The organism is Pseudomonas sp. BIGb0164, from assembly GCF_024810135.1.
Lineage (GTDB): Bacteria > Pseudomonadota > Gammaproteobacteria > Pseudomonadales > Pseudomonadaceae > Aquipseudomonas.
The window spans coordinates 776,058-796,071 of the sequence record NZ_JANUEA010000003.1 but is presented as its reverse complement, the minus strand read 5'-3'; the positions used below and the strand labels follow the sequence as shown (position 1 = coordinate 796,071).

Below are 20,014 nucleotides of genomic sequence, written 5' to 3'. Positions count from 1 at the left end.
TCCGATCTCTCGTTAGCGGGAGGCGAATTCTACAGCGTTACACGCTGCTGTCAACACCTCTTTTTCTCCGCTTTCGACCGAGAAGATCGAAACGTCAATAGAGCCAAACTACACCGCCCTATCAACTCCTTCTGGGCTTCGATGAACTGAAGCAACTCACTATCGAAACCTACTTAACTCATTGAAACTCAAGGAGTTTTCCGTTTCGACTGCGCCGGAAGTGGGGCGAATTATAGGCTTCCAGAATCTGCCGTCAACCCTTAATTTGTCTTCTCTATCAATTAGTTAGAATTGATTAAAAAGCAACCAATAAACAGCCAGAAACCTATATATAGAAGGAAACACTCAGATCACACCCAACGCCCTCAAATCGGCCACGTTGGCAGCCCCCAACCCCAACACGTCCTGCAACACCTGAGCCGTATGCTCACCCAATAGGGGAGGAGCGCTGCGATACTCAACAGGCGTCTTGGACAAACGAATCGGGCTGGCAACCTGCGGCACCACGCCAGCCAAAGCATGTGGCAGCTCCAGTGCAAGTCCGCGCGCCTTTACCTGCGGATCAGCAAACACCTGCGCCAGATCATTGATAGGCCCGCATGGCACACCCACTCGCTCTAGCTGTGCCACCCACTCCGCTGTCGTCTTGAACACGGTGGCCTGGCGAATCAGCGGAATCAGCTCTGCGCGATTAGCCACCCGCACCTTATTAGTAGAGAAGCGCGGGTCATCCGCCCACTGCGGCTGCCCGACCACCTCAGCAAACTTACGGAACTGACCATCGTTGCCCACCGTAAGGATGAAGTCGCCGTCAGCCGTGGGAAAATCCTGATAAGGCACAATATTCGGATGAGCATTACCCAGACGTTTCGGAGGCACTCCTGTCGTCAGGTAATTCATCGCCTGGTTAGCCAAACATGCGACCTGCACGTCCAGCAATGCCATATCGATGTGCTGCCCGCCACCGTCATGATCTCGATGAGCCAGGGCCGCCAAGATCGCCACCGTCGAGTAGAGCCCGGTGAGAATATCGGTCAACGCCACCCCGACCTTCACCGGCCCCGCGCCCTCATCACCCTCAGGGCGGCCGGTCAGGCTCATGAGACCGCCCAAACCCTGGATCATGAAGTCATAACCCGCACGCGTGGCGTATGGTCCGGTTTGACCAAACCCCGTGATCGAGCAATAGATCAGCTCCGGGTTGATCTCCTTCAGCGACTCATAGTCCAACCCGTACGCCGCAAGACCACCCACCTTGAAGTTCTCGATCAGGATGTCGGACTTGGCAGCCAGGTCTCGCACCAGCTTTTGCCCCTCCGGTCGCGTGAAGTCGATGGTGACTGACTCCTTATTGCGGTTGGCCGACAGGTAATACGCCGCCTCGCTGGTGTTTTCACCATAGGCATCTTTGAGGAAAGGCGGCCCCCACGCCCGCGTATCATCCCCATTACCCGGTCGCTCGACCTTGATCACCTCAGCCCCAAGGTCCGCAAGAATCTGCCCGGCCCAGGGGCCCGCCAGTACTCGCGACAAATCCAGTACCCGCAGATGCGAAAGCGCGCCCATGGTCGTGCTCCTATTAATAGAACGCTTGAAGACCGGTTTGCGCGCGCCCAAGGATCAAGGCGTGCACGTCATGGGTGCCTTCGTAGGTATTGACCACCTCAAGGTTGACCAAGTGACGCGCCACACCAAACTCATCCGAAATCCCGTTTCCGCCCAACATGTCCCGCGCCATGCGTGCAATGTCCAGGGACTTGCCGCACGAGTTGCGCTTCATGATCGACGTGATCTCCACTGCCGCCGTCCCTTCGTCCTTCATGCGCCCCAGGCGCAGGCAACCTTGCAGCGCCAGGGTAATCTCGGTCTGCATATCAGCCAGCTTCTTCTGGATCAGTTGGGTCGCTGCCAACGGGCGACCGAACTGCTGACGATCAAGGGTGTACTGGCGGGCGGTATGCCAGCAGAACTCAGCGGCTCCCAACGCGCCCCAGGAAATGCCGTAACGTGCGGAGTTGAGACAGGTAAACGGCCCCTTCAAACCCCGTACATCCGGGAAGATGTTCTCTTCCGGCACAAAGACGTTGTCCATTACGATCTCGCCGGTAATCGAGGCACGCAGGCCAACCTTACCGTGGATCGCCGGAGCGCTCAGCCCCTTCCAACCTTTCTCCAGGACAAATCCACGGATGTCACCCGCATCATCCTTGCCCCACACCACAAACACATCGGCGATTGGGCTATTGGTGATCCACATCTTGGCGCCCGTCAGGCTGTAGCCGCCATCCACCTTGCGCGCCCGGGTAATCATCGCGCCCGGATCGGAGCCGTGATTAGGCTCGGTCAGGCCGAAACAACCGATCCACTCGCCGGAAGCCAGCTTCGGCAGGTACTTCTGCTTCTGCGCCTCAGTGCCAAACTCATTGATAGGCACCATCACCAGTGACGACTGCACACTCATCATCGAGCGATAACCGGAGTCGACACGCTCGACCTCACGGGCAATCAACCCATAGCTGACGTAGTTCAAACCACTGCCGCCGTATTGCTCGGGAATCATCGCGCCCAGCAAGCCGGTCTCGCCCATCTCGCGAAAGATGGCAGGGTCGGTCTTTTCATGGCGAAAAGCTTCGAGCACACGGGGCGCCAGCTTGTCCTGGGCGAATTGCTCAGCACTGTCGCGCACCATGCGCTCTTCTTCGGTGAGCTGTTGATCCAGCAGCAGTGGATCGATCCAGTTGAAGCTTGCCTTGCCAGCCATGAATAAGTCCTCGCGGAAAAATCAGAAGTCGTGGATGCAGACTAGGCCGGGCAAACGCAGAGGGCAAACGAGGTTTCCGCATAGGGTTGTGCTAATTTCTCACTTCGAAAGCGCCATAGACGACGTATATGCGTTTTATAAGTGAGGACAAGTTACATGCGCAGAAAGATCCCCAGCACCACCGCCCTGGTCAGCTTTGAAGCGGCAGCCCGCCACGAGAGCTTTACCAAGGCCGCGCACGAGCTTTCCATCACTCAAGGCGCTATCTGCCGACAAATCGCGAGTCTCGAAGAGTTTTTGAGTGTCGAGCTATTTCGGCGCTCGCGACGCGGGGTAAAACTCACGGAGGCGGGGTTGTCGTACAGCCGCCGCGTCGCCATGCAGCTGGACGCAGTAGAACGTGACACCCTGTCGGTCATGGGGCAACAGGGCGCCAATGTCATCGAGCTCGCGGTGGTACCCACCTTCGGCACCCAATGGCTGATCCCCCGCCTGAAGGATTTCCAACACAAGCACCCGGAAGTCACGGTCAACCTCACTAACCGTACCCGCCCATTCCTGTTTGCAGACACCGAGTTCGACGCTGCGATCTACTTTGGTGATGCCGACTGGTCGGGTACCGAATCACACCGACTGATGGGCGAGAACCCCGTTCCCGTCTGCAGCCCTCGCTTATTGGGCACACGTACCCACTTCAGCGCCCAGGAAATTGCCGAACTGCCGCTACTGCAGCAGACCACGCGGCCTTACGCCTGGCGCCAATGGTTCAACGCGCAACATCTGAACATTCCTCGCGACATGACAGGCCCTCGTTACGAGCTATTCTCGATGTTGTCTCAGGCAGCCATGCATGACATGGGCATCGCGCTGATCCCGCCGTTCTTGATTCAGCGCGAACTCGACGAGCACCAATTGGTGATCGCCAACCCCGAAACGCTGAGCAGCGCGAAGGCGTACTACCTGATGATTCCCGACAGAAAAGTCGAATCGGCGTCATTACACGCTTTCAGGGACTGGTTGGTTGATCAATCCCAACGCTATAGCCCCAGCATTTAAAGGACAAAGCCCGCTTATTGACCCTGTAGTCAAATAAAATCAAGACCTACAGATATACGTATATGTCGCGTTTAAGCAGACTGTACTTATCTGTTCGAATTAAGGCTAAGAGCCATGATTTTCAAGGCGTGTAGCGACTACGGCAAGCCAATGCACGACCATTCACACCAACGATGAAGAAACACCCAATATTCGGCTACAGTCCTTTAAACACCTGTATTTAAAGAGGTTATTTCATCGCATTGCGACAATCAGTCACAGGGTGACTTGTAGTTAATTTTTCGTCACCCGTCATAATCCCTTGAAGGCCGTAAAGTTCGCCTGCAAAATGCCGCGCCCCGCTGTCATTTCAGCGGGATCGTGCTGATCGGCCGCCCCAGATGCGCCACTCACGGTGCACTGGCCTTTTTACAAAAAGATCAAAAGCAAAAAGATCATGCAGGAGATTTGACGTGCACATTGGTGTTCCTCTCGAAACCCAGACCGGTGAAACGCGGGTGGCTGCCACCCCGGAAACCATCAAGAAGCTGATCGGCCAGGGCCATAAGGTCACTGTTCAAAGCGGAGCCGGCGTTAAAGCCAGTGTCGTCGACAGTGCCTATGAAACGGCAGGCGCAACCATTGGCAGTGCCAGCGATGCGTTTGACGCAGAGCTGATTCTCAAGGTAGTTGCCCCCAGCGACAGCGAGCTTGCGCTGATCAAAAGCGGCACCGTACTGGTGGGCATGCTCAACCCGTTCAGCAACGAAACCATCGCCAAGCTGGCCGAACGCGGCATAACCGCTTTTGCGCTCGAAGCCGCGCCACGTACCTCGCGCGCCCAGAGCCTCGACGTGCTGTCCTCCCAGGCCAACATCGCTGGCTACAAGGCCGTGCTGCTCGCCGCTCATCACTACCCACGCTTTATGCCGATGCTGATGACGGCCGCCGGCACCGTAAAGGCTGCACGCGTGCTGATCCTCGGCGCCGGCGTCGCGGGTCTGCAGGCGATTGCGACAGCGAAACGCCTGGGTGCTGTGATCGAAGCGTCTGACGTACGCCCGGCCGTGAAGGAACAGATCGAATCCCTCGGCGCCAAGTTTGTCGACGTGCCCTACGAGACCGATGAAGAGCGTGAATGCGCCGTCGGCGTCGGCGGTTATGCCCGCCCGATGCCCACCAGCTGGATGCAGCGCCAGGCCCTGGCCGTGCACGAGCGCGCCAAACAGGCCGATATCGTGATCACCACCGCACTGATCCCGGGCCGCAAGGCTCCGACCCTGCTCAGCGCCGACACCGTCGCGCAGATGAAGCCCGGCTCGGTGGTCATTGACCTTGCCGCCGCCCAAGGCGGCAACTGCCCGCTGACCGTCGCCGATCAGGTGGTGGTGGAGAACGGCGTGATCATCTGCGGCCCGACCAACCTCGCCGGCGCTGTCGCCGCCGACGCCTCGGCCTTGTATGCACGCAACCTGCTGGACTTCCTGAAGCTGGTCTTCACCAAGGAAGGGCAGTTTGAAATCAACCTCGAAGACGACATCGTCGCCGCGTGCCTGATGTGCCGCGACGGCCAAGTCATCCGCAAAAACGCCTAAGCAGGGATTCAGACGATGGAAGAGCTTATCTCCCCCGGTATCTACAACCTGATCATCTTTGTGCTGGCGATTTATGTCGGTTACCACGTGGTCTGGAACGTGACACCCGCGCTGCACACGCCCTTGATGGCCGTGACCAACGCCATTTCCGCAATCGTGATCGTTGGCGCCATGCTGGCTGCGGCCCTCACCGTGACCCCACTGGGCAAGACAATGGGCACCCTGGCCGTGGCGCTCGCAGCGGTAAACGTGTTCGGTGGCTTCCTGGTCACTCGCAGGATGCTTGAGATGTTCAAGAAGAAAGCCCCGAAAGCAAAAGAAGAGGCGCCGAAGTAATGAGCATGAATCTCGTAACAACGCTCTACCTGATCGCGTCGATCTGCTTCATTCAGGCTCTCAAAGGCCTGTCGCACCCAACAACTTCGCGGCGCGGCAACCTGTTCGGCATGCTCGGCATGGCGCTGGCGGTGCTCACCACCGTAGGCCTCATCTATAAGCTGGGCGCTGAGCTGGCAACTGCCGGCATCGGCTATGTGATTGTCGGCCTGCTGATCGGCGGCACCGCCGGTTCGATCATGGCCAAGCGCGTAGAAATGACCAAGATGCCGGAGCTGGTCGCGTTCATGCACAGCATGATCGGCCTGGCGGCAGTGTTCATTGCGATTGCCGCAGTGGTCGAGCCGCAATCCCTGGGCATCGTCAAACATTTAGGCGACTCGATCCCTGCTGGTAATCGCCTGGAACTGTTCCTCGGTGCAGCCATCGGTGCCATCACCTTCTCCGGTTCGGTGATCGCGTTCGGCAAGCTGTCGGGCAAGTACAAGTTCCGCCTGTTCCAGGGCGCACCGGTACAGTTCGGCGGCCAGCACAAACTGAACCTGGTGCTCGGCCTGGCTACCCTGGGCCTAGGCCTGGCGTTCATGTTCACCGGTAACCTCACCGCCTTCGCCCTGATGCTGGCCCTGGCCTTCGTGCTCGGCGTGCTGATCATCATCCCAATCGGCGGCGCCGACATGCCGGTGGTGGTGTCGATGCTCAACAGCTACTCCGGCTGGGCGGCGGCAGGTATCGGCTTCTCGCTGAACAACTCGATGCTGATCATCGCCGGCTCCCTGGTGGGCTCCAGCGGCGCGATCCTCTCGTACATCATGTGCAAGGCGATGAACCGTTCCTTCTTTAATGTATTGCTCGGCGGTTTCGGCAATACCTCGGATGCCGCTGCGGCAACCGGCTCTAAAGAAGCGCGGCCAGTGAAGTCCGGCTCCGCTGACGACGCCACCTTCCTGCTGACCAACGCCGACACCGTGATCATCGTTCCGGGCTATGGCTTGGCAGTGGCACGGGCGCAGCATGCGCTCAAGGAACTGACCGAGAAGCTGACCCACCACGGCGTCACCGTGAAGTACGCGATCCACCCGGTGGCCGGCCGTATGCCCGGGCACATGAACGTCTTGCTCGCCGAGGCCGAAGTGCCTTACGACCAGGTGTTCGAAATGGAAGACATCAACTCCGAGTTCGGCCAGGCCGACGTGGTGCTAGTGCTCGGCGCGAACGACGTGGTCAACCCGGCTGCCAAAAACGACCCGAACTCACCGATCGCCGGCATGCCGATTCTCGAAGCCTTCAAGGCCAAGACCATCATCGTCAACAAACGCTCGATGGCCAGCGGTTATGCCGGCCTGGATAACGAGTTGTTCTACCTGGACAAGACCATGATGGTCTTCGGCGACGCCAAGAAAGTCATCGAAGACATGGTGAAGGCCGTCGAGTAACACTGCTTCAGCGCAATACTCGAAACCCCGGCCTCTTGTAGGCTGGGGTTTTTTATTGCCGCATGAAACCCGACCAAAGGCTCTAAATCGCTGCCCGGCATTCGACCATGGTAGCGGGCCGAATTTTTTTGAAATCACTAAACTGCGCACCTTGCTTCCGTAGCCTGAGATAACAATCCATGTACCGTGATCGTATCCGCTTGCCTTCGTTGTTGAACAAGGTCATGAGCGCGGCAGACGCCGCCGCACTGATCGAGGACGGCATGACTGTCGGCATGAGCGGCTTCACCCGCGCCGGTGAAGCCAAGGCCGTCCCCCACGCCCTGGCCGAACGCGCCAAGACTTCCCCGCTGAAAATCACCTTGATGACCGGCGCCAGCCTGGGCAATGACCTGGACAAGCAACTGACCGAGGCCGGCGTGCTGTCCCGCCGCATGCCGTTCCAGGTCGACAGCACCCTGCGCCGCGCCATCAATGCCGGCGAGGTGATGTTTATTGACCAGCACTTGTCGGAAACCGTCGAGCAATTGCGCAACAACCAGCTCAAGCTGCCGGACATTGCCGTGATCGAAGCCGTTGCGATCACCGAACAGGGGCACATCGTGCCGACGACATCGGTGGGCAACTCGGCCAGCTTCGCGATTTTCGCCAAGCAGGTGATCGTCGAGATCAACCTGGCGCACAACCCGAACCTGGAAGGGCTGCACGACATCTATATCCCGACCTACCGGCCAACCCGCACGCCCATTCCGCTGGTGAAGGTCGATGACCGCATCGGCAGCACGGCCATTCCCATTCCGCCGGAAAAAATTGTCGCCATCGTGGTCACCAACCAGGCGGATTCCGCCTCCACTGTGACACCGCCCGACAGCGACACCCAAGGCATTGCCAACCACCTGATCAACTTCCTCAAGCAGGAAGTGGACGCCGGGCGCATGACCAACAAGCTCGGCCCGCTGCAGGCCGGCATCGGCAACATCGCCAACGCAGTGATGTGCGGCCTGATCGAGTCGCCGTTCGAAGACCTGACGATGTATTCGGAAGTGTTGCAGGATTCGACGTTCGACCTGATCGATGCCGGCAAACTGAGCTTCGCCTCGGGCAGTTCGATCACCCTGTCAGAACGACGCAATGCCGACGTGTTCGGCAACCTGGAGCGCTACAAAGACAAACTGGTGCTGCGCCCGCAGGAAATTTCCAACCACCCGGAAGTGGTGCGCCGCCTGGGTATCATCGGGATCAACACCGCGCTGGAGTTCGATATCTACGGCAACGTCAACTCCACCCATGTCTGCGGCACGCGGATGATGAACGGCATTGGCGGCTCCGGGGACTTCGCGCGCAACGCTCACTTGGCGATCTTCGTCACCAAATCGATCGCCAAGGGTGGCGCGATTTCCAGCGTGGTGCCGATGGTCAGCCATGTGGACCACACCGAGCATGATGTGGACATCCTCGTGACCGAAGTCGGCCTGGCCGACCTGCGTGGCCTCGCGCCCCGCGAACGCGCCCGGGTTATCATCGACAACTGTGTGCACCCGGCATATCGCGATGCGCTGAACACTTACTTCGACGCAGCCTGTGCCATCGGCGGGCATACGCCACACATCCTGCGCGAAGCACTGAGTTGGCACATCAACCTGGAAGAAACCGGGCATATGCTCAAGGCTTGATTGATACAGATCCGGGCTGATGCAACGGCAGTTTCATCAGCTCGGCTGTACTTCTTAGCAAACTGAAAAAAACTGTACTGCTGTACCGGTCATTTCCTACCGAAATATCCCACATACTCCGTCGAAAACTCCTATTTCGCACTGTTTCAGTGCAGACAGGTACAGTTGCCCCATTTCCGAACAGTACAGCACCTATAAACAGTTAACTGGCCCCTCACAATACAGGTGAACTGTATCTAGAGAGTCTTGCGCCGGAAGAGGATCATTGGCATCAGTTAAACCACTACCTAATCCCGCCACAAGCGGAAGGATGTCATCATGGAACGTACACTCAGTTCCGATCTGTTCTTCGAAGAAAAAGCTGTAAACACCCAGGCCTCCCTGCCTTTGCGCGTTATCGCCAACCTGATGTTGTGGCAGCGCCGCATCTCCAGCCGCCACCAACTGGCTCGTCTGGATTCGCGTCTGCTGGCTGACGCCGGTATCAGCGAAGCTCAACGCTACGAAGAGCTGAGCAAGCCGTTCTGGCGCTAATGTAGCGCCCGCTGGCCCTGACCCACCGGGTCCACCGCCAGCACCCTGATTTATCAAAGCAAAGCCCGCCCCGGGAAACCGGAGGCGGGCTTTGTTGTTTCCGGGGTTTGGGTTTTGAGGATAAAAACAGAAGGTCAACTTCATGACAGGTACAGTTTAAAAAACATAACAATTAAACGGTACAATTTAAGTCTGGTGTATCTGTACCGGTAAACCCGCGCCGCCCAACATGGTGTTCCAAGACCTCATGGAAGGCCTCACTCATGACCACCCAAACCCCACGCTATAAACAGTTGATCGCAGGTATAGCCCGTGCACTGGCCAGATGGGCGCGACAGGCCCACGAACGCCGCCAACTGGCGCAACTTGATCCACGCGAACTGTCTGACGCCGGTATCAGCGCCGGCGACCGAATGGCCGAACTGTCTAAACCCTTTTGGCGTGACTAACGGGTCGAGAGGCTTTTCGAACAGATAAGCGGCGGCTTAAGATCCCGTTACCACGTGGCGAACCTTGTAGAACGGGCGTCTGATGCTCAACAGCAACAACACCCGTTTCACAGTGGCCGTTCTGCGCCACCTTATTTGTTCATCTACAGGAGTTTTTCCATGTCCCGTTTTCGCCTGCTGAGTGCTGCTGCCTTGTTGGCCGTGGCTGCCAATGCCAATGCCACCAGCCTCATCGTGACCACCGACGCAATCGTCGGCGCACTCAAAGCCACGTCGGACGCCAGTTCCGATGCCACGTCGTCCTTGCGTGACAACAAGGTTGTGCGAGCTGCCCGTGACGACGCAGCCAGCTTTGTCGCCAGCGACGGCGCCATCCGTGGCGTCAAGCTGGAAAGCGCTCTGGTACAGATCCGCCAACAAGCCCCACAACTAAATGCCGCAACAGACGCACAACTGGCCCAGGCCATCCTGGCGATCTGACTTCAGCTCGGTGTAAGGGAGCGCCAGCCGCTCCCACATGCCTCAACGCTGGCTCTCGCCCGGGCATTGCGCTAGCCTTGGCGCTCGCTTTCAGTTGTCGAGTCCCATGGCTTTTTCATACCGCCTGTTGATCGTTCCTGTTCTGTTTTCCGTCGTCTGGTCGCCATTGGCTTCGGCCTTCGACGTGACCACCCAGAGCACCGTCATAAGTGTGTACGCCACCAGCAAGGTGACTTCCGCGCCCTTTGACAAGAAACTGGTATTGGCCGCCCAGGATGACGCTGCCGCGTTTGTAGCCACTGACGGCCAATGGCGGGGGGCTCGCCTGGAATCCGCACTGGATTACCTGCGCCGCACCCAGCCAAAACTTAACGCCAGCGACCTTGAACTGGCGCAAGCAATTCTCGTCCAATAATCATCTTTGTATTTCCGTCTTTGTAATTGGAGTTATTCCATGCGTAGCCCGCTGATCGCCGCCGCTCTCGGCCTGCTGTTGTTGGCCGATGTTGCCCACGCGCAAACCTTGAAGGCCACCAGTAACATCATCGTCCGTGCGTCGGCCCGTACCATTGACTTCACCTCGGACACCACCACGTCCATCCGCGACTCCAAAGTCGTGCGCGAAGCCCACGATGACGCCGCAAGCTTCGTCGCCACCAATGGCGAGATCCGTGGCGCACAACTGGAAGCCGCCTTCGACACCATTCGTACGCGCATGCCGGAAACGCGCGACGCCAGCGACCAGAGCCTCGCCGAAGCCATCCTCGCACTGTGAGGCGCCTCAACGCCTGGCTACTGGCCGTGGCTGTGCTGCTCAGTGCAAGCGCAGCCCAGGCCAGCCTGCAACTGCGGCTCAAGTCCGACGGCTTGAGCCCGGCCGAACAGCAGGCCAGCCAGGCGTTGCTCGATGAAGCGATGCGCTCTCTGCCGCCGCGCTTCATCGAACAACTGGACCGCACCATCGATGTCGGCTGGACCGACAAGATGCCCGAGAACGCCTACGGCCAGGCCTCCCTGGTTTCCGAACTGGATCTCAACCAGAACCTGCTCGCCAGCCTGACCGACGGCAGCGCCGCGACCCAGAAGACCAACCGCCCCCACGGCACCGTGCGCCGCGAAATGCTCGCCACTGTGCTGCATGAGCTGACTCACATTTATGACCGTGCGCGCCTGTGGTCCAAAGAAGACCGCGCGCTCATCAACCGTTGCAGTCGCCAGAACAACATCACCGGCCTGATCGGCCTGCCCGACCAGTGCCGTGGCCAGAATGACCGCCGCTTTACCCTCAGCGATGACCCGCGCCTGCTGGACCTCGCCGGCTGGCCGCAATACGTCGGCCGTCGCGGCGAGCGCGAGCAACACAACCACCAGGTAGCGCGCAGCCCGGACATCTACGAAACCACCAGCCCGCTGGAGTTCGTCGCGGTCAACATGGAGTATTTCCTCCTTGACCCGAGCTACGCCTGCCGCCGCCCGGCGCTGTTTCGCTATTACAAGGAACACTTCGGCTGGGCACCGCCCGAGCAAGACACTTGCGCCAAGACCTACGCCTTCCTGAACGCAGGCAATGATTTTGCCAAGACGCCGCTGGGCCAGATCGACCCGGAGCGCGTCTACGAAATTGACTACCTACTGGCCGAAGCCAACGAGAACCTGGTCAGTCGCTGGGGCCACAGCATGTTACGCCTGGTGATCTGTGCACCCGGCCGGCCACGCGGCCCGGACTGTCGGCTCGACCTAGACCAGCATCTGGTCCTGTCCTACCGCGCGTTCGTCGGTGACGTACAGCTGTCGAGCTGGGACGGCTTGGTGGGCAAGTACCCGTCGCGGTTGTTCGTGCTGCCCCTGGCCCAGGTGATCGATGAATACACCAAGACCGAGCTGCGCGGCCTGGCCTCGGTGCCGCTCAAACTCACACGCCAGGAAATCAACGACACCGTCGAGCACGCCGCCGAGATGCACTGGAGCTACGACGGCAACTACTTCTTCATCTCCAACAACTGTGCGGTAGAGAGCCTGAAACTGTTGCGCAGCGGCAGCGCCAACCCACAACTCACCGGGCTGGACAACATCACCCCCAACGGTTTGCTGGAAGTCCTCAGCGCCCGCGGCCTGGCCGACACCAGCGTCCTCAAGGACAAGCGCGAAGCGCTGCGCCTGGGTTATCACTTTGATTCATTCCGCGAACGCTACCAGGCGATGTTCGACGTCCTGCGCAAACACCTGCCGATAAAGCAGACTCAGGTCGAAGATTGGCTGTCACTCAGCGCAGAAGAACGCCGCCAGTGGTTTGGCCAGGCCGATCTGCGCACCAGTGCCGCCCTGTTGTTGCTGGAGCAGGCCAGCTACCGCAAACAACTGATGCTGGCCCAGGATGAGGTCAAGCAACGCTACCTTGGCGCCCGCGAGCTGAAAAACGGCGGCATGGAAAAAGCCAACAACACCCTGCAACAAATCCTCGCCAACAGCGGCTTCCTCAGCCGCCCGGCTGAACTACTGGGCAGTGGCGGCTACGGCCTGCCGCAACCGTCGGAGTCCAAGCGCCTCGAATCGGAAAGCGCCCAACGTCAAAAGCAGCTGCAAACGCTGACCGGCGATCTGGATAAAGAGGTGAGGGTGCTGCTGGAACCTTCCCGCGCCGCCGAGATTGCCGCCTGCGAAGCCAACCTCAAGCAGGTCGGCGAGCACTTGCGCGCCTTGCACAAGGCCGCCGGCGGCCTCGAGCTGCCCTGATAATTCCCTGCAAGCACAATCCGAATGTGGGAGCTGGCTTGCCTGCGATGGCGCCGGCACATTCAACATCTTTGTTGCCTGGCCCACCGCTATCGCAGGCAAGCCAGCTCCCACATTGAATCTCCACATACTTGAAGAATGTGCCTTTCCCCTTCGTCACCTGTTTTTCCAGCGAAAGCTGGCTGAAAGCTTACCCGTCTAGGATCGCCCCCACTGTCGGCAACAGACCGGCTGTTAACAACAACAATGGTGATTCCCGATGTCCGCTCGTACCCGCCTGTTCGCCCCCACTCCACCCGTACGCCTCGTGCCTTTCGATCTGCGCTGACCCCACTCGGTTCGCCATTCCCTAGCCGCGCTACGCCTGGAGTATTCCTATGCTGACTTTCCTTGGCTTTGCCATGGTCATCACGTTCATGTTCCTGATCATGACCAAGCGCCTGTCTGCGCTGATCGCCTTGATCATCGTGCCGATCCTGTTCGCGCTGTTCGGCGGCTTCGCGCCCGAGATCGGCCCGATGATGCTGGCCGGTATCACCAAGCTTGCGCCGACCGGCGTGATGCTGATGTTCGCCATTCTCTACTTTGCCCTGATGATCGACTCCGGCCTGTTCGACCCGGCTGTGCGCAAGATCCTCAAGATGGTCAAGGGCGATCCGCTGAAAGTCTCGGTCGGCACCGCCGTGCTGGCGCTGGTCGTGTCCCTGGACGGTGACGGCGCCACCACCTACATGATCTGCGTCGCCGCCATGTTGCCGCTGTACCAGCGCATCGGCATGAGCCCGCGGATCATGGCCGGCCTGATCATCCTTGCCGGTGGCGTGATGAACATGACCCCTTGGGGTGGCCCGACCGCCCGTGCCGCCAGTGCGCTGCATGTGGACCCGTCGGACATCTTCGTGCCGATGATCCCGGCCATGGCCGTCGGTGTGGTCGCGATCCTGGTGATCGCCTACCTGTACGGCGTGCGCGAGCGTGCACGCCTGGGTGAACTGCACCTGGCGGGCGATGAAATCGACCACAGTGAAATCAGTGTGTCGCAGTACCCTGACGCCCGTCGTCCGAAGCTGATCTGGTTCAACGGCGCGCTGACCTTCGCCCTGATGTGCACGCTGATCGCCGGCCTGCTGCCGCTGCCGGTGCTGTTCATGGTGGCGTTCAGTATCGCGATGATCGTCAACTACCCATGCCTGCAAATGCAGAAAGACCGCATCGCCGCCCACTCCGGCAGCGTGTTGGCGGTGACCGGCCTGATCTTCGCGGCCGGTATCTTCACCGGTATCCTGTCGGGCACCGGTATGGTCGACGCCATGTCCAAGAGCCTGCTGGCGGTCATTCCTGACGCACTGGGCCCGTACCTGGCGGTGATCACCGCCCTGGTGAGCATGCCGTTTACCTTCTTCATGTCCAACGACGCGTTCTACTATGGCGTGCTGCCGGTACTCGCCGAGGCCGCCAGCCACTACGGCATCACCGCCGTCGAAATGGCGCGGGCGTCCATCGTTGGCCAGCCGGTGCACTTGCTCAGCCCACTGGTGCCATCGACTTACCTGCTGGTGGCCCTGGCCGGTATCGAATTTGGCGATCACCAACGCTTCACCCTGAAGTGGGCAGTGCTGGTATGCCTGTGCATAATGTTCGCCGCTTTGCTGATGGGGATTTTCCCGCTGTTCAGTACTCTATAATCGTATCAACCCAACCGCGCGGCGCTGCAGCTTGCGCGGTTTAACACTTGCTCAAAGGAATACACATGGAATGGCTGACCAATCCGGAAATCTGGATTGCCTTCTTCACCCTGACGGCCCTCGAGATCGTCCTGGGTATCGATAACATCATCATGATTTCGATCCTGGTCAGCCGCATGCCCAAGCATATGCAGGCACGCACCCGGATCTTCGGCCTGGCCCTGGCCATGGTCACGCGCATCCTGTTGCTGCTGTCGATCACCTGGGTGATGCAACTGACCGCCGACCTGTTCGTGGTGTTCGGCCAGGGCATTTCCGGTCGCGACCTGATCCTGTTCTTCGGTGGCCTGTTCCTGCTGTGGAAAAGCTCCCAGGAGATGTACCACGCCCTGGAAGGTGAAGACGAAACCCACGACGAGCCCAAGGGCGCCGGTGGCAAGTTCATCTACACCATCATCCAGATCGCCATCATCGACATCGTGTTCTCCCTGGACTCGGTCATCACGGCCGTCGGCATGGTCTCCCATGTGCCGGTCATGGTCGCAGCGATTGTCGTGGCGGTATTGGTGATGATGCTGGCCGCCGGCACCATCAGCGCATTCATCGACAAGCACCCGTCGCTGAAGATGCTCGCGCTGTCGTTCCTGCTGGTGGTGGGTACGGTGCTGATCGCCGAATCCTTCGACGTGCACGTGCCTAAAGGCTACGTCTACTTCGCCATGGCGTTCTCGCTGGCGGTAGAAGCGGTGAACATCAAGATGCGCACCGCCATCGCGAAAAAGAAGAAACAGCAGGATCCTGTGAAACTGCGCAAGGACATTCCGGGTCAATAAACCCGAGCCAGACCAAAAAGGGGCCTATGCAGGCCCCTTTTTTCATTTCGCACTCAGCTGATTTCATGACAGTTTTGTTTCAATCCCCACTTTAGCTATGCGATGCTGGCGCAGAGCCCATTCGCCAACTACAGCTTAACTACAAGACGTAGAACGGCACGCGGCAAACTTCCTTCGCTCTTTTTGGAGCGTACCCACACGGGGGGCCGAGCATGCTGACCTTGCTCAATCTGCTTTCCGCCGTGACCCTGCTTATCTGGGGCACGCACATCGTCCGTACCGGCATCTTGCGGGTCTACGGTTCCAACTTGCGCCAAGTCATCGGGCAGAACATGTCCAAGCGCTGGCTGGCGTTTGTCGCCGGTATCCTGGTGACGGCCATGGTGCAGAGCAGCAACGCCACGGCCATGCTGGTGACTTCATTTGTCGGCCAGGGCCTGATGAGCCTCACGCCGGCCCTGGCAACCATGCTCGGCGCCGACGTCGGTACGGCCTTGATGGCGCGGGTACTGACCTTCGACTTGTCGTGGCTGTCACCGCTGCTGATTTTCCTTGGGGTGATTTTCTTCCTGTCCCGCAAGCAGACGCGGGCAGGGCAGATGGGCCGGGTCGGGATCGGCCTGGGCCTGATCATTCTGGCACTGCAATTGATCGTCGAGGCAGCCGGGCCGATTACCCATGCCCAAGGCGTCAAAGTCATCTTCGCCTCGCTGACCGGCGATATCTTGCTCGACGCCCTGGTGGGCGCATTGTTTGCGATGATTTCCTACTCCAGCCTGGCCGCCGTCCTGCTCACAGCCACCTTGGCCGGCGCCGGCGTAATCGGCCTGCATGTGGCCATCGGCCTGGTGATCGGCGCCAACATCGGCAGCGGTGTGCTGGCCTTTCTCAGCACCAGCATGCAGAACTCGGCCGGTCGCCAGGTCGCCCTGGGCAGCCTGCTGTACAAACTGATCGGCTTGCTGCTGATCATCCCGGTACTCGACCCGCTGGTACGCTGGATGGACGGCCTGGACTACAGCGCCCAGGGCATGGTCATTACCTTCCACGTGCTCTACAACGTCAGCCGCTGCCTGATCCTGCTCCCGTCCATCGGCCCGATGGCCCGCCTGTGCGCCTGGCTGCTGCCGGAACAGCAGGAAACCAACGGCAAAGCCAAGCCTCGTCACCTGGACCTGGCGTCGCTCAACACGCCGAGCCTGGCCCTGGCCAACGCCGCCCGCGAAACCCTGCGCCTGGGTGACCTGATCGACAACATGCTCACCGCGATGCAGGAAGTGCTGCGCGGCAAACAAACCGCCATCACCCAGGAAATGCGCAGCCTCAGCGACGACGTCGAAGCCCTGTACAGTGCGATCAAGCTCTACCTGGCGCAGATGCCCCGCGAGGACCTCAGTGAACAGGACAACCGCCGCTGGGCCGAAATCATCGAGCTGTCGATCAACCTGAAACTGGCCGGCGACCTGATCGAACGCATGCTGCGCAAGGTGCAGCAGCAGAAGACCTCCCAACGCCGCCAGTTCTCTGAAGTCGGCCTGGAAGAGCTCACTGGCCTGCACAGCCAGTTGATTGCCAACCTGCGCCTGGGGCTGTCGGTGTTTCTCAGCGCCGATCCCGAAAGCGCCCGCCAACTGCTGCGCGAGAAGCGCCGCTTCCGCGCCCAGGAGCGCCGCCTGGCCCATGCCCACGTCAGCCGCCTGCAGCGCAAGATCGTGCAGAGCCTGGAAACCAGCTCGCTGCACCTGGAGCTGATTGCCGACATGAAGCGCCTCAATTCATTGTTTTGCAGCAGCGCCTATGTAGTCTTGGAAACGTCCGACACCGGTGCACTCTCCGCCGAAGATATTGCCGACATCACCCATTCCCCCTGAACGTAAGACGGCGAGTGAAGTCAGTTAACAATGGACCTCACTCGCCAGGAAGCTTGTTATGCGTCGCCTGCTATTCGCCTGCCTGCTCATGGGCTCTGCACATGTCTTTGCCTTTGACCGCCTGCAAGTCGAAGGCTACACCTTGCCCAACGGTCTGCAATTGCTGCTCAAACCCGGCACCGAGCGGGGCCATGTGGCCATCCGCCTGGTGGTAGGGGTCGGCCTGGATGACTTCAGCTGCGACGAAAAAGAGCTGCCGCACCTGCTCGAACACTTGCTGTTCAGCGGCATCGACGGCGGCGGCGAGGGCGACCTTGAAGACCGCATGCAAGCCCTGGGCGGCGAATGGAACGCCTACACCAGCAATGCCGACACCACCTTCGTGATCGAAGCCCCCGCGCAAAATCAGCGCAAGGTGCTCGACCTGTTGCTGGCCATCCTCACCCGCACCCAACTGACCGACGCCAACATCAACGCCGCCAAACAAGTGGTCGAACGCGAAGACGGCGGCCACTACTCGCACCTGCAACGCCTGCTTGACCGCCAGGACCTGGGCCACACCGCCAGCAACCAATTGGCCATCGAACTGAGGCTCAAATGCGCCGAACGTGCCGAGGTCAATCACCTCACCCGCGACCAGCTGGAGGCGCTGCGCAAGAACTGGTACGCCCCCAACAATATGACCCTCATCATCGTCGGCGACCTCGACAAATTGCTGCCGGCCTACCTGGAACGCACCTACGGCCAGCTCGAACCCGTCGAGCCGAGCGAACATCGACCACTGCCAGAGATCCAGCACGCCGCCGCCAGCCACCGCGAACTGGTGCACGGTTGGATCGGTGACAGTGCCAAACTGCACTGGCTGTTCCCCGAGCCGGTGCTGGATGATCAGCACGATGAAACCTACGACCTGCTCAAGGACTACCTCGACTGGGCGCTCTACCGTCAACTGCGCCTCAAGCATGGTTTGTCCTACGGCCCGTGGAGCGAGCGCGAGGTGCTCGGCGGTGTCGGCTTCCTGAGCCTGAACGCCGACCTCGAACGCGACGACCTGCCCGAAGCCGAACAGGTACTGCAGGACCTCAAGGCCCAACTGCTCAAGGACGGCCTCGACCCGGCAACCTTTACCCGCCTGCAGCAAGCCGCCATTGCACGCCAGTCGTGGGCGGTGCAAGGCAACAGCGCGTTGGCCGACTATTACTGGAGTGCCTCCGGTGACTACGCCAACGGCCATTTCAGCGATCCGGTAAAGCGCATCAAGGCCGTGAGCCTGAAGCAAACCAACGAGGCCATGCGCCAGGTGTTCAACCAGTCGGGCTATTGGCGCATCGAAAAACCCTTGTTCAGCTACGACCTGCTCAGCTGGATAGGTGCCGGCGTGCTTGGACTGATCGCACTTGTGTTGATCGGCCTGCGGTTTTATCGCAAACGGATTGCGTAATGCAGCACCGTACTCAGGGCTAAGACGTTATTCTGTGTGGGTTTTTTCCTATACGAATTGTGAATTCCCATGCCAAGCCTGCCACCCCTCATCCAGCGCATCCTCGAACTGATCAAGCGCTACCCGGGGGTGATCGCACTCGGCGGCTTTATCTCGGGGGTGTGCAGCTTCATCCTGGTGGACCGTCAGCAAGGCATGGCCAGCTGGATCGCGGTCATCATGCTGGTGAGTTGGTTGTGGCTGATGCTGGAAAACAGCTTTACCCAACTGTTCACTCGGGTCTTCAAGCGGGAAATCCCCGAACCCCTGCTGCGCTACGCCACCCAGATGATCCACCAGGAAAGTCTGTTTTTTGTGTTGCCGTTCTTTTTCGTCACCACCACCTGGAACAGCGGCCAATCGATTTTCACCGGCCTGCTGGGCGCGGCGGCGCTGGTCTCGATTACTGACCCGCTGTACTACAAATGGCTGGCGCCCAAGCGTTCGCTGTTCCTGGCGCTGCACACCCTGACCCTGTTCGCGGCGCTGCTCACCGCGCTGCCGATCATCCTGCACCTGACCACCGCCGAAAGTTACAAGCTCGCCCTCGGCGTCGCCATGCTGCTGTCGATCCCCAGCCTGGCCGTGAGCCTGCCACTGCGCAGCGTCAAGGGCTGGGCAATGTTGCTGGGAGTCACGGCGGCGATTGGCTGTGCCGGCTGGTTCCTGCGCAGTTGGGTGCCACCGGCCACCCTATGGATGACCGAAGTGGCCATCAGCACCCAGCTGCAAGACCGCACCCCGGGCGATGACCTCAAGGAAGTCACGGCTGCCCAGCTACGCAGCGGCGGGCTGTACGCCTACACCGCGATCAATGCCCCGCGCGGGCTGGATGAGCGGATCTACCACGTGTGGAAATTCAACGGCAAAGAAGTCGACCGCATCGCGCTGGATATCCATGGCGGGCGCAAGGAGGGTTACCGCGCCTGGACCCACAAGCAGAACTTCCCGGCCGATTCAGTAGGCCGCTGGCAAGTGCGGGTGTTGACCGAGGACGGCCAGGTGATTGGTGTGCTGCGTTTCAAAGTCACTGACCCAGCACAAACGGACAACCCAAAGTAGGCTGTATCGTGCTATTACGTAGGAATTGTGGATAGCCAAACAAGCTCGGAG

General features: G+C 59.7%; 18 protein-coding genes. 16 read left to right on the top strand and 2 right to left on the bottom strand.

Translation table 11 applies throughout. From position 1 onward, the window contains the following. Positions 1 to 345: 345 nt before the first annotated feature. A complete protein-coding gene (locus tag M2394_RS11495; RefSeq protein WP_259172536.1) occupies positions 346 to 1,566 on the bottom strand; it encodes a CaiB/BaiF CoA-transferase family protein in 1,221 nt (406 codons plus the stop codon). Positions 1,567 to 1,579: 13 nt separating this feature from the next. After that, positions 1,580 to 2,761 carry an acyl-CoA dehydrogenase gene (locus M2394_RS11490; RefSeq protein ID WP_003187423.1) on the bottom strand — a complete coding sequence of 394 codons (1,182 nt, stop codon included), beginning with the start codon at positions 2,759 to 2,761 and terminating at the stop codon, positions 1,580 to 1,582. Between the two features lie 156 nt (positions 2,762 to 2,917). On the opposite strand from M2394_RS11490, the gene M2394_RS11485 reads away from it, so the two are divergent. The 16 genes from M2394_RS11485 to M2394_RS11410 all read left to right on the top strand — a co-directional run bounded on the left by M2394_RS11485 (position 2,918) and on the right by M2394_RS11410 (position 19,963). Further along, positions 2,918 to 3,817 carry a LysR family transcriptional regulator gene (locus M2394_RS11485; protein WP_178923871.1) on the top strand — a complete coding sequence of 300 codons (900 nt, stop codon included), beginning with the start codon at positions 2,918 to 2,920 and terminating at the stop codon, positions 3,815 to 3,817. Between the two features lie 452 nt (positions 3,818 to 4,269). Continuing rightward, positions 4,270 to 5,391, top strand: a complete 1,122-nt coding sequence (locus M2394_RS11480; RefSeq protein WP_259172534.1) for a Re/Si-specific NAD(P)(+) transhydrogenase subunit alpha — start codon at positions 4,270 to 4,272, stop codon at positions 5,389 to 5,391. Between the two features lie 15 nt (positions 5,392 to 5,406). Further along, positions 5,407 to 5,727, top strand: a complete 321-nt coding sequence (locus tag M2394_RS11475; protein WP_003220416.1) for an NAD(P) transhydrogenase subunit alpha — start codon at positions 5,407 to 5,409, stop codon at positions 5,725 to 5,727. Then, a complete protein-coding gene (locus tag M2394_RS11470) occupies positions 5,727 to 7,163 on the top strand; it encodes an NAD(P)(+) transhydrogenase (Re/Si-specific) subunit beta (protein WP_123716752.1) in 1,437 nt (478 codons plus the stop codon). Before M2394_RS11475 ends, M2394_RS11470 begins: the two co-directional genes overlap by 1 nt. A 179-nt stretch (positions 7,164 to 7,342) precedes the next feature. Continuing rightward, positions 7,343 to 8,836 (top strand): acetyl-CoA hydrolase/transferase family protein, encoded by a 1,494-nt coding sequence (locus tag M2394_RS11465; protein ID WP_178923875.1) that lies wholly within the window; start codon positions 7,343 to 7,345, stop codon positions 8,834 to 8,836. Positions 8,837 to 9,154: 318 nt separating this feature from the next. Further along, the gene (locus tag M2394_RS11460; protein ID WP_010168694.1) at positions 9,155 to 9,370 is read left to right on the top strand and encodes a DUF1127 domain-containing protein; all 216 of its coding nucleotides are present in this window, start codon (positions 9,155 to 9,157) and stop codon (positions 9,368 to 9,370) included. A gap of 263 nt (positions 9,371 to 9,633) precedes the next feature. Then, positions 9,634 to 9,819, top strand: a complete 186-nt coding sequence (locus M2394_RS11455; protein WP_176994664.1) for a DUF1127 domain-containing protein — start codon at positions 9,634 to 9,636, stop codon at positions 9,817 to 9,819. Positions 9,820 to 9,978: 159 nt separating this feature from the next. Beyond that, a complete protein-coding gene (locus tag M2394_RS11450) occupies positions 9,979 to 10,299 on the top strand; it encodes a DUF2388 domain-containing protein (protein WP_178923876.1) in 321 nt (106 codons plus the stop codon). A gap of 106 nt (positions 10,300 to 10,405) precedes the next feature. Beyond that, positions 10,406 to 10,714 (top strand): DUF2388 domain-containing protein, encoded by a 309-nt coding sequence (locus M2394_RS11445; RefSeq protein WP_176994662.1) that lies wholly within the window; start codon positions 10,406 to 10,408, stop codon positions 10,712 to 10,714. A gap of 39 nt (positions 10,715 to 10,753) precedes the next feature. Further along, positions 10,754 to 11,074: a DUF2388 domain-containing protein gene (locus tag M2394_RS11440; protein WP_259172529.1), complete on the top strand. Its 321-nt coding sequence runs from the start codon at positions 10,754 to 10,756 to the stop codon at positions 11,072 to 11,074. Continuing rightward, complete coding sequence (locus tag M2394_RS11435; RefSeq protein WP_259172528.1) at positions 11,071 to 13,032, top strand: DUF4105 domain-containing protein; 1,962 nt, start codon at positions 11,071 to 11,073, stop codon at positions 13,030 to 13,032. The genes M2394_RS11440 and M2394_RS11435 overlap by 4 nt, the downstream gene beginning before the upstream one ends. Positions 13,033 to 13,409: 377 nt before the next feature. Continuing rightward, the gene (locus tag M2394_RS11430) at positions 13,410 to 14,717 is read left to right on the top strand and encodes a CitMHS family transporter (RefSeq protein ID WP_259172526.1); all 1,308 of its coding nucleotides are present in this window, start codon (positions 13,410 to 13,412) and stop codon (positions 14,715 to 14,717) included. 65 nt (positions 14,718 to 14,782) lie between these two features. After that, entirely contained in the window at positions 14,783 to 15,550 is a 768-nt protein-coding gene (locus M2394_RS11425) for a TerC family protein (protein WP_176994658.1), read from the top strand. A 212-nt stretch (positions 15,551 to 15,762) separates the two neighbouring features. Next, positions 15,763 to 17,421 (top strand): Na/Pi cotransporter family protein, encoded by a 1,659-nt coding sequence (locus M2394_RS11420; protein WP_178923884.1) that lies wholly within the window; start codon positions 15,763 to 15,765, stop codon positions 17,419 to 17,421. A 58-nt stretch (positions 17,422 to 17,479) separates the two neighbouring features. Then, the gene (locus M2394_RS11415; RefSeq protein WP_259172524.1) at positions 17,480 to 18,862 is read left to right on the top strand and encodes a pitrilysin family protein; all 1,383 of its coding nucleotides are present in this window, start codon (positions 17,480 to 17,482) and stop codon (positions 18,860 to 18,862) included. Positions 18,863 to 18,931: 69 nt separating this feature from the next. After that, entirely contained in the window at positions 18,932 to 19,963 is a 1,032-nt protein-coding gene (locus M2394_RS11410) for a DUF5924 family protein (RefSeq protein WP_178923888.1), read from the top strand. The last annotated feature ends 51 nt before the right edge of the window (positions 19,964 to 20,014 follow it).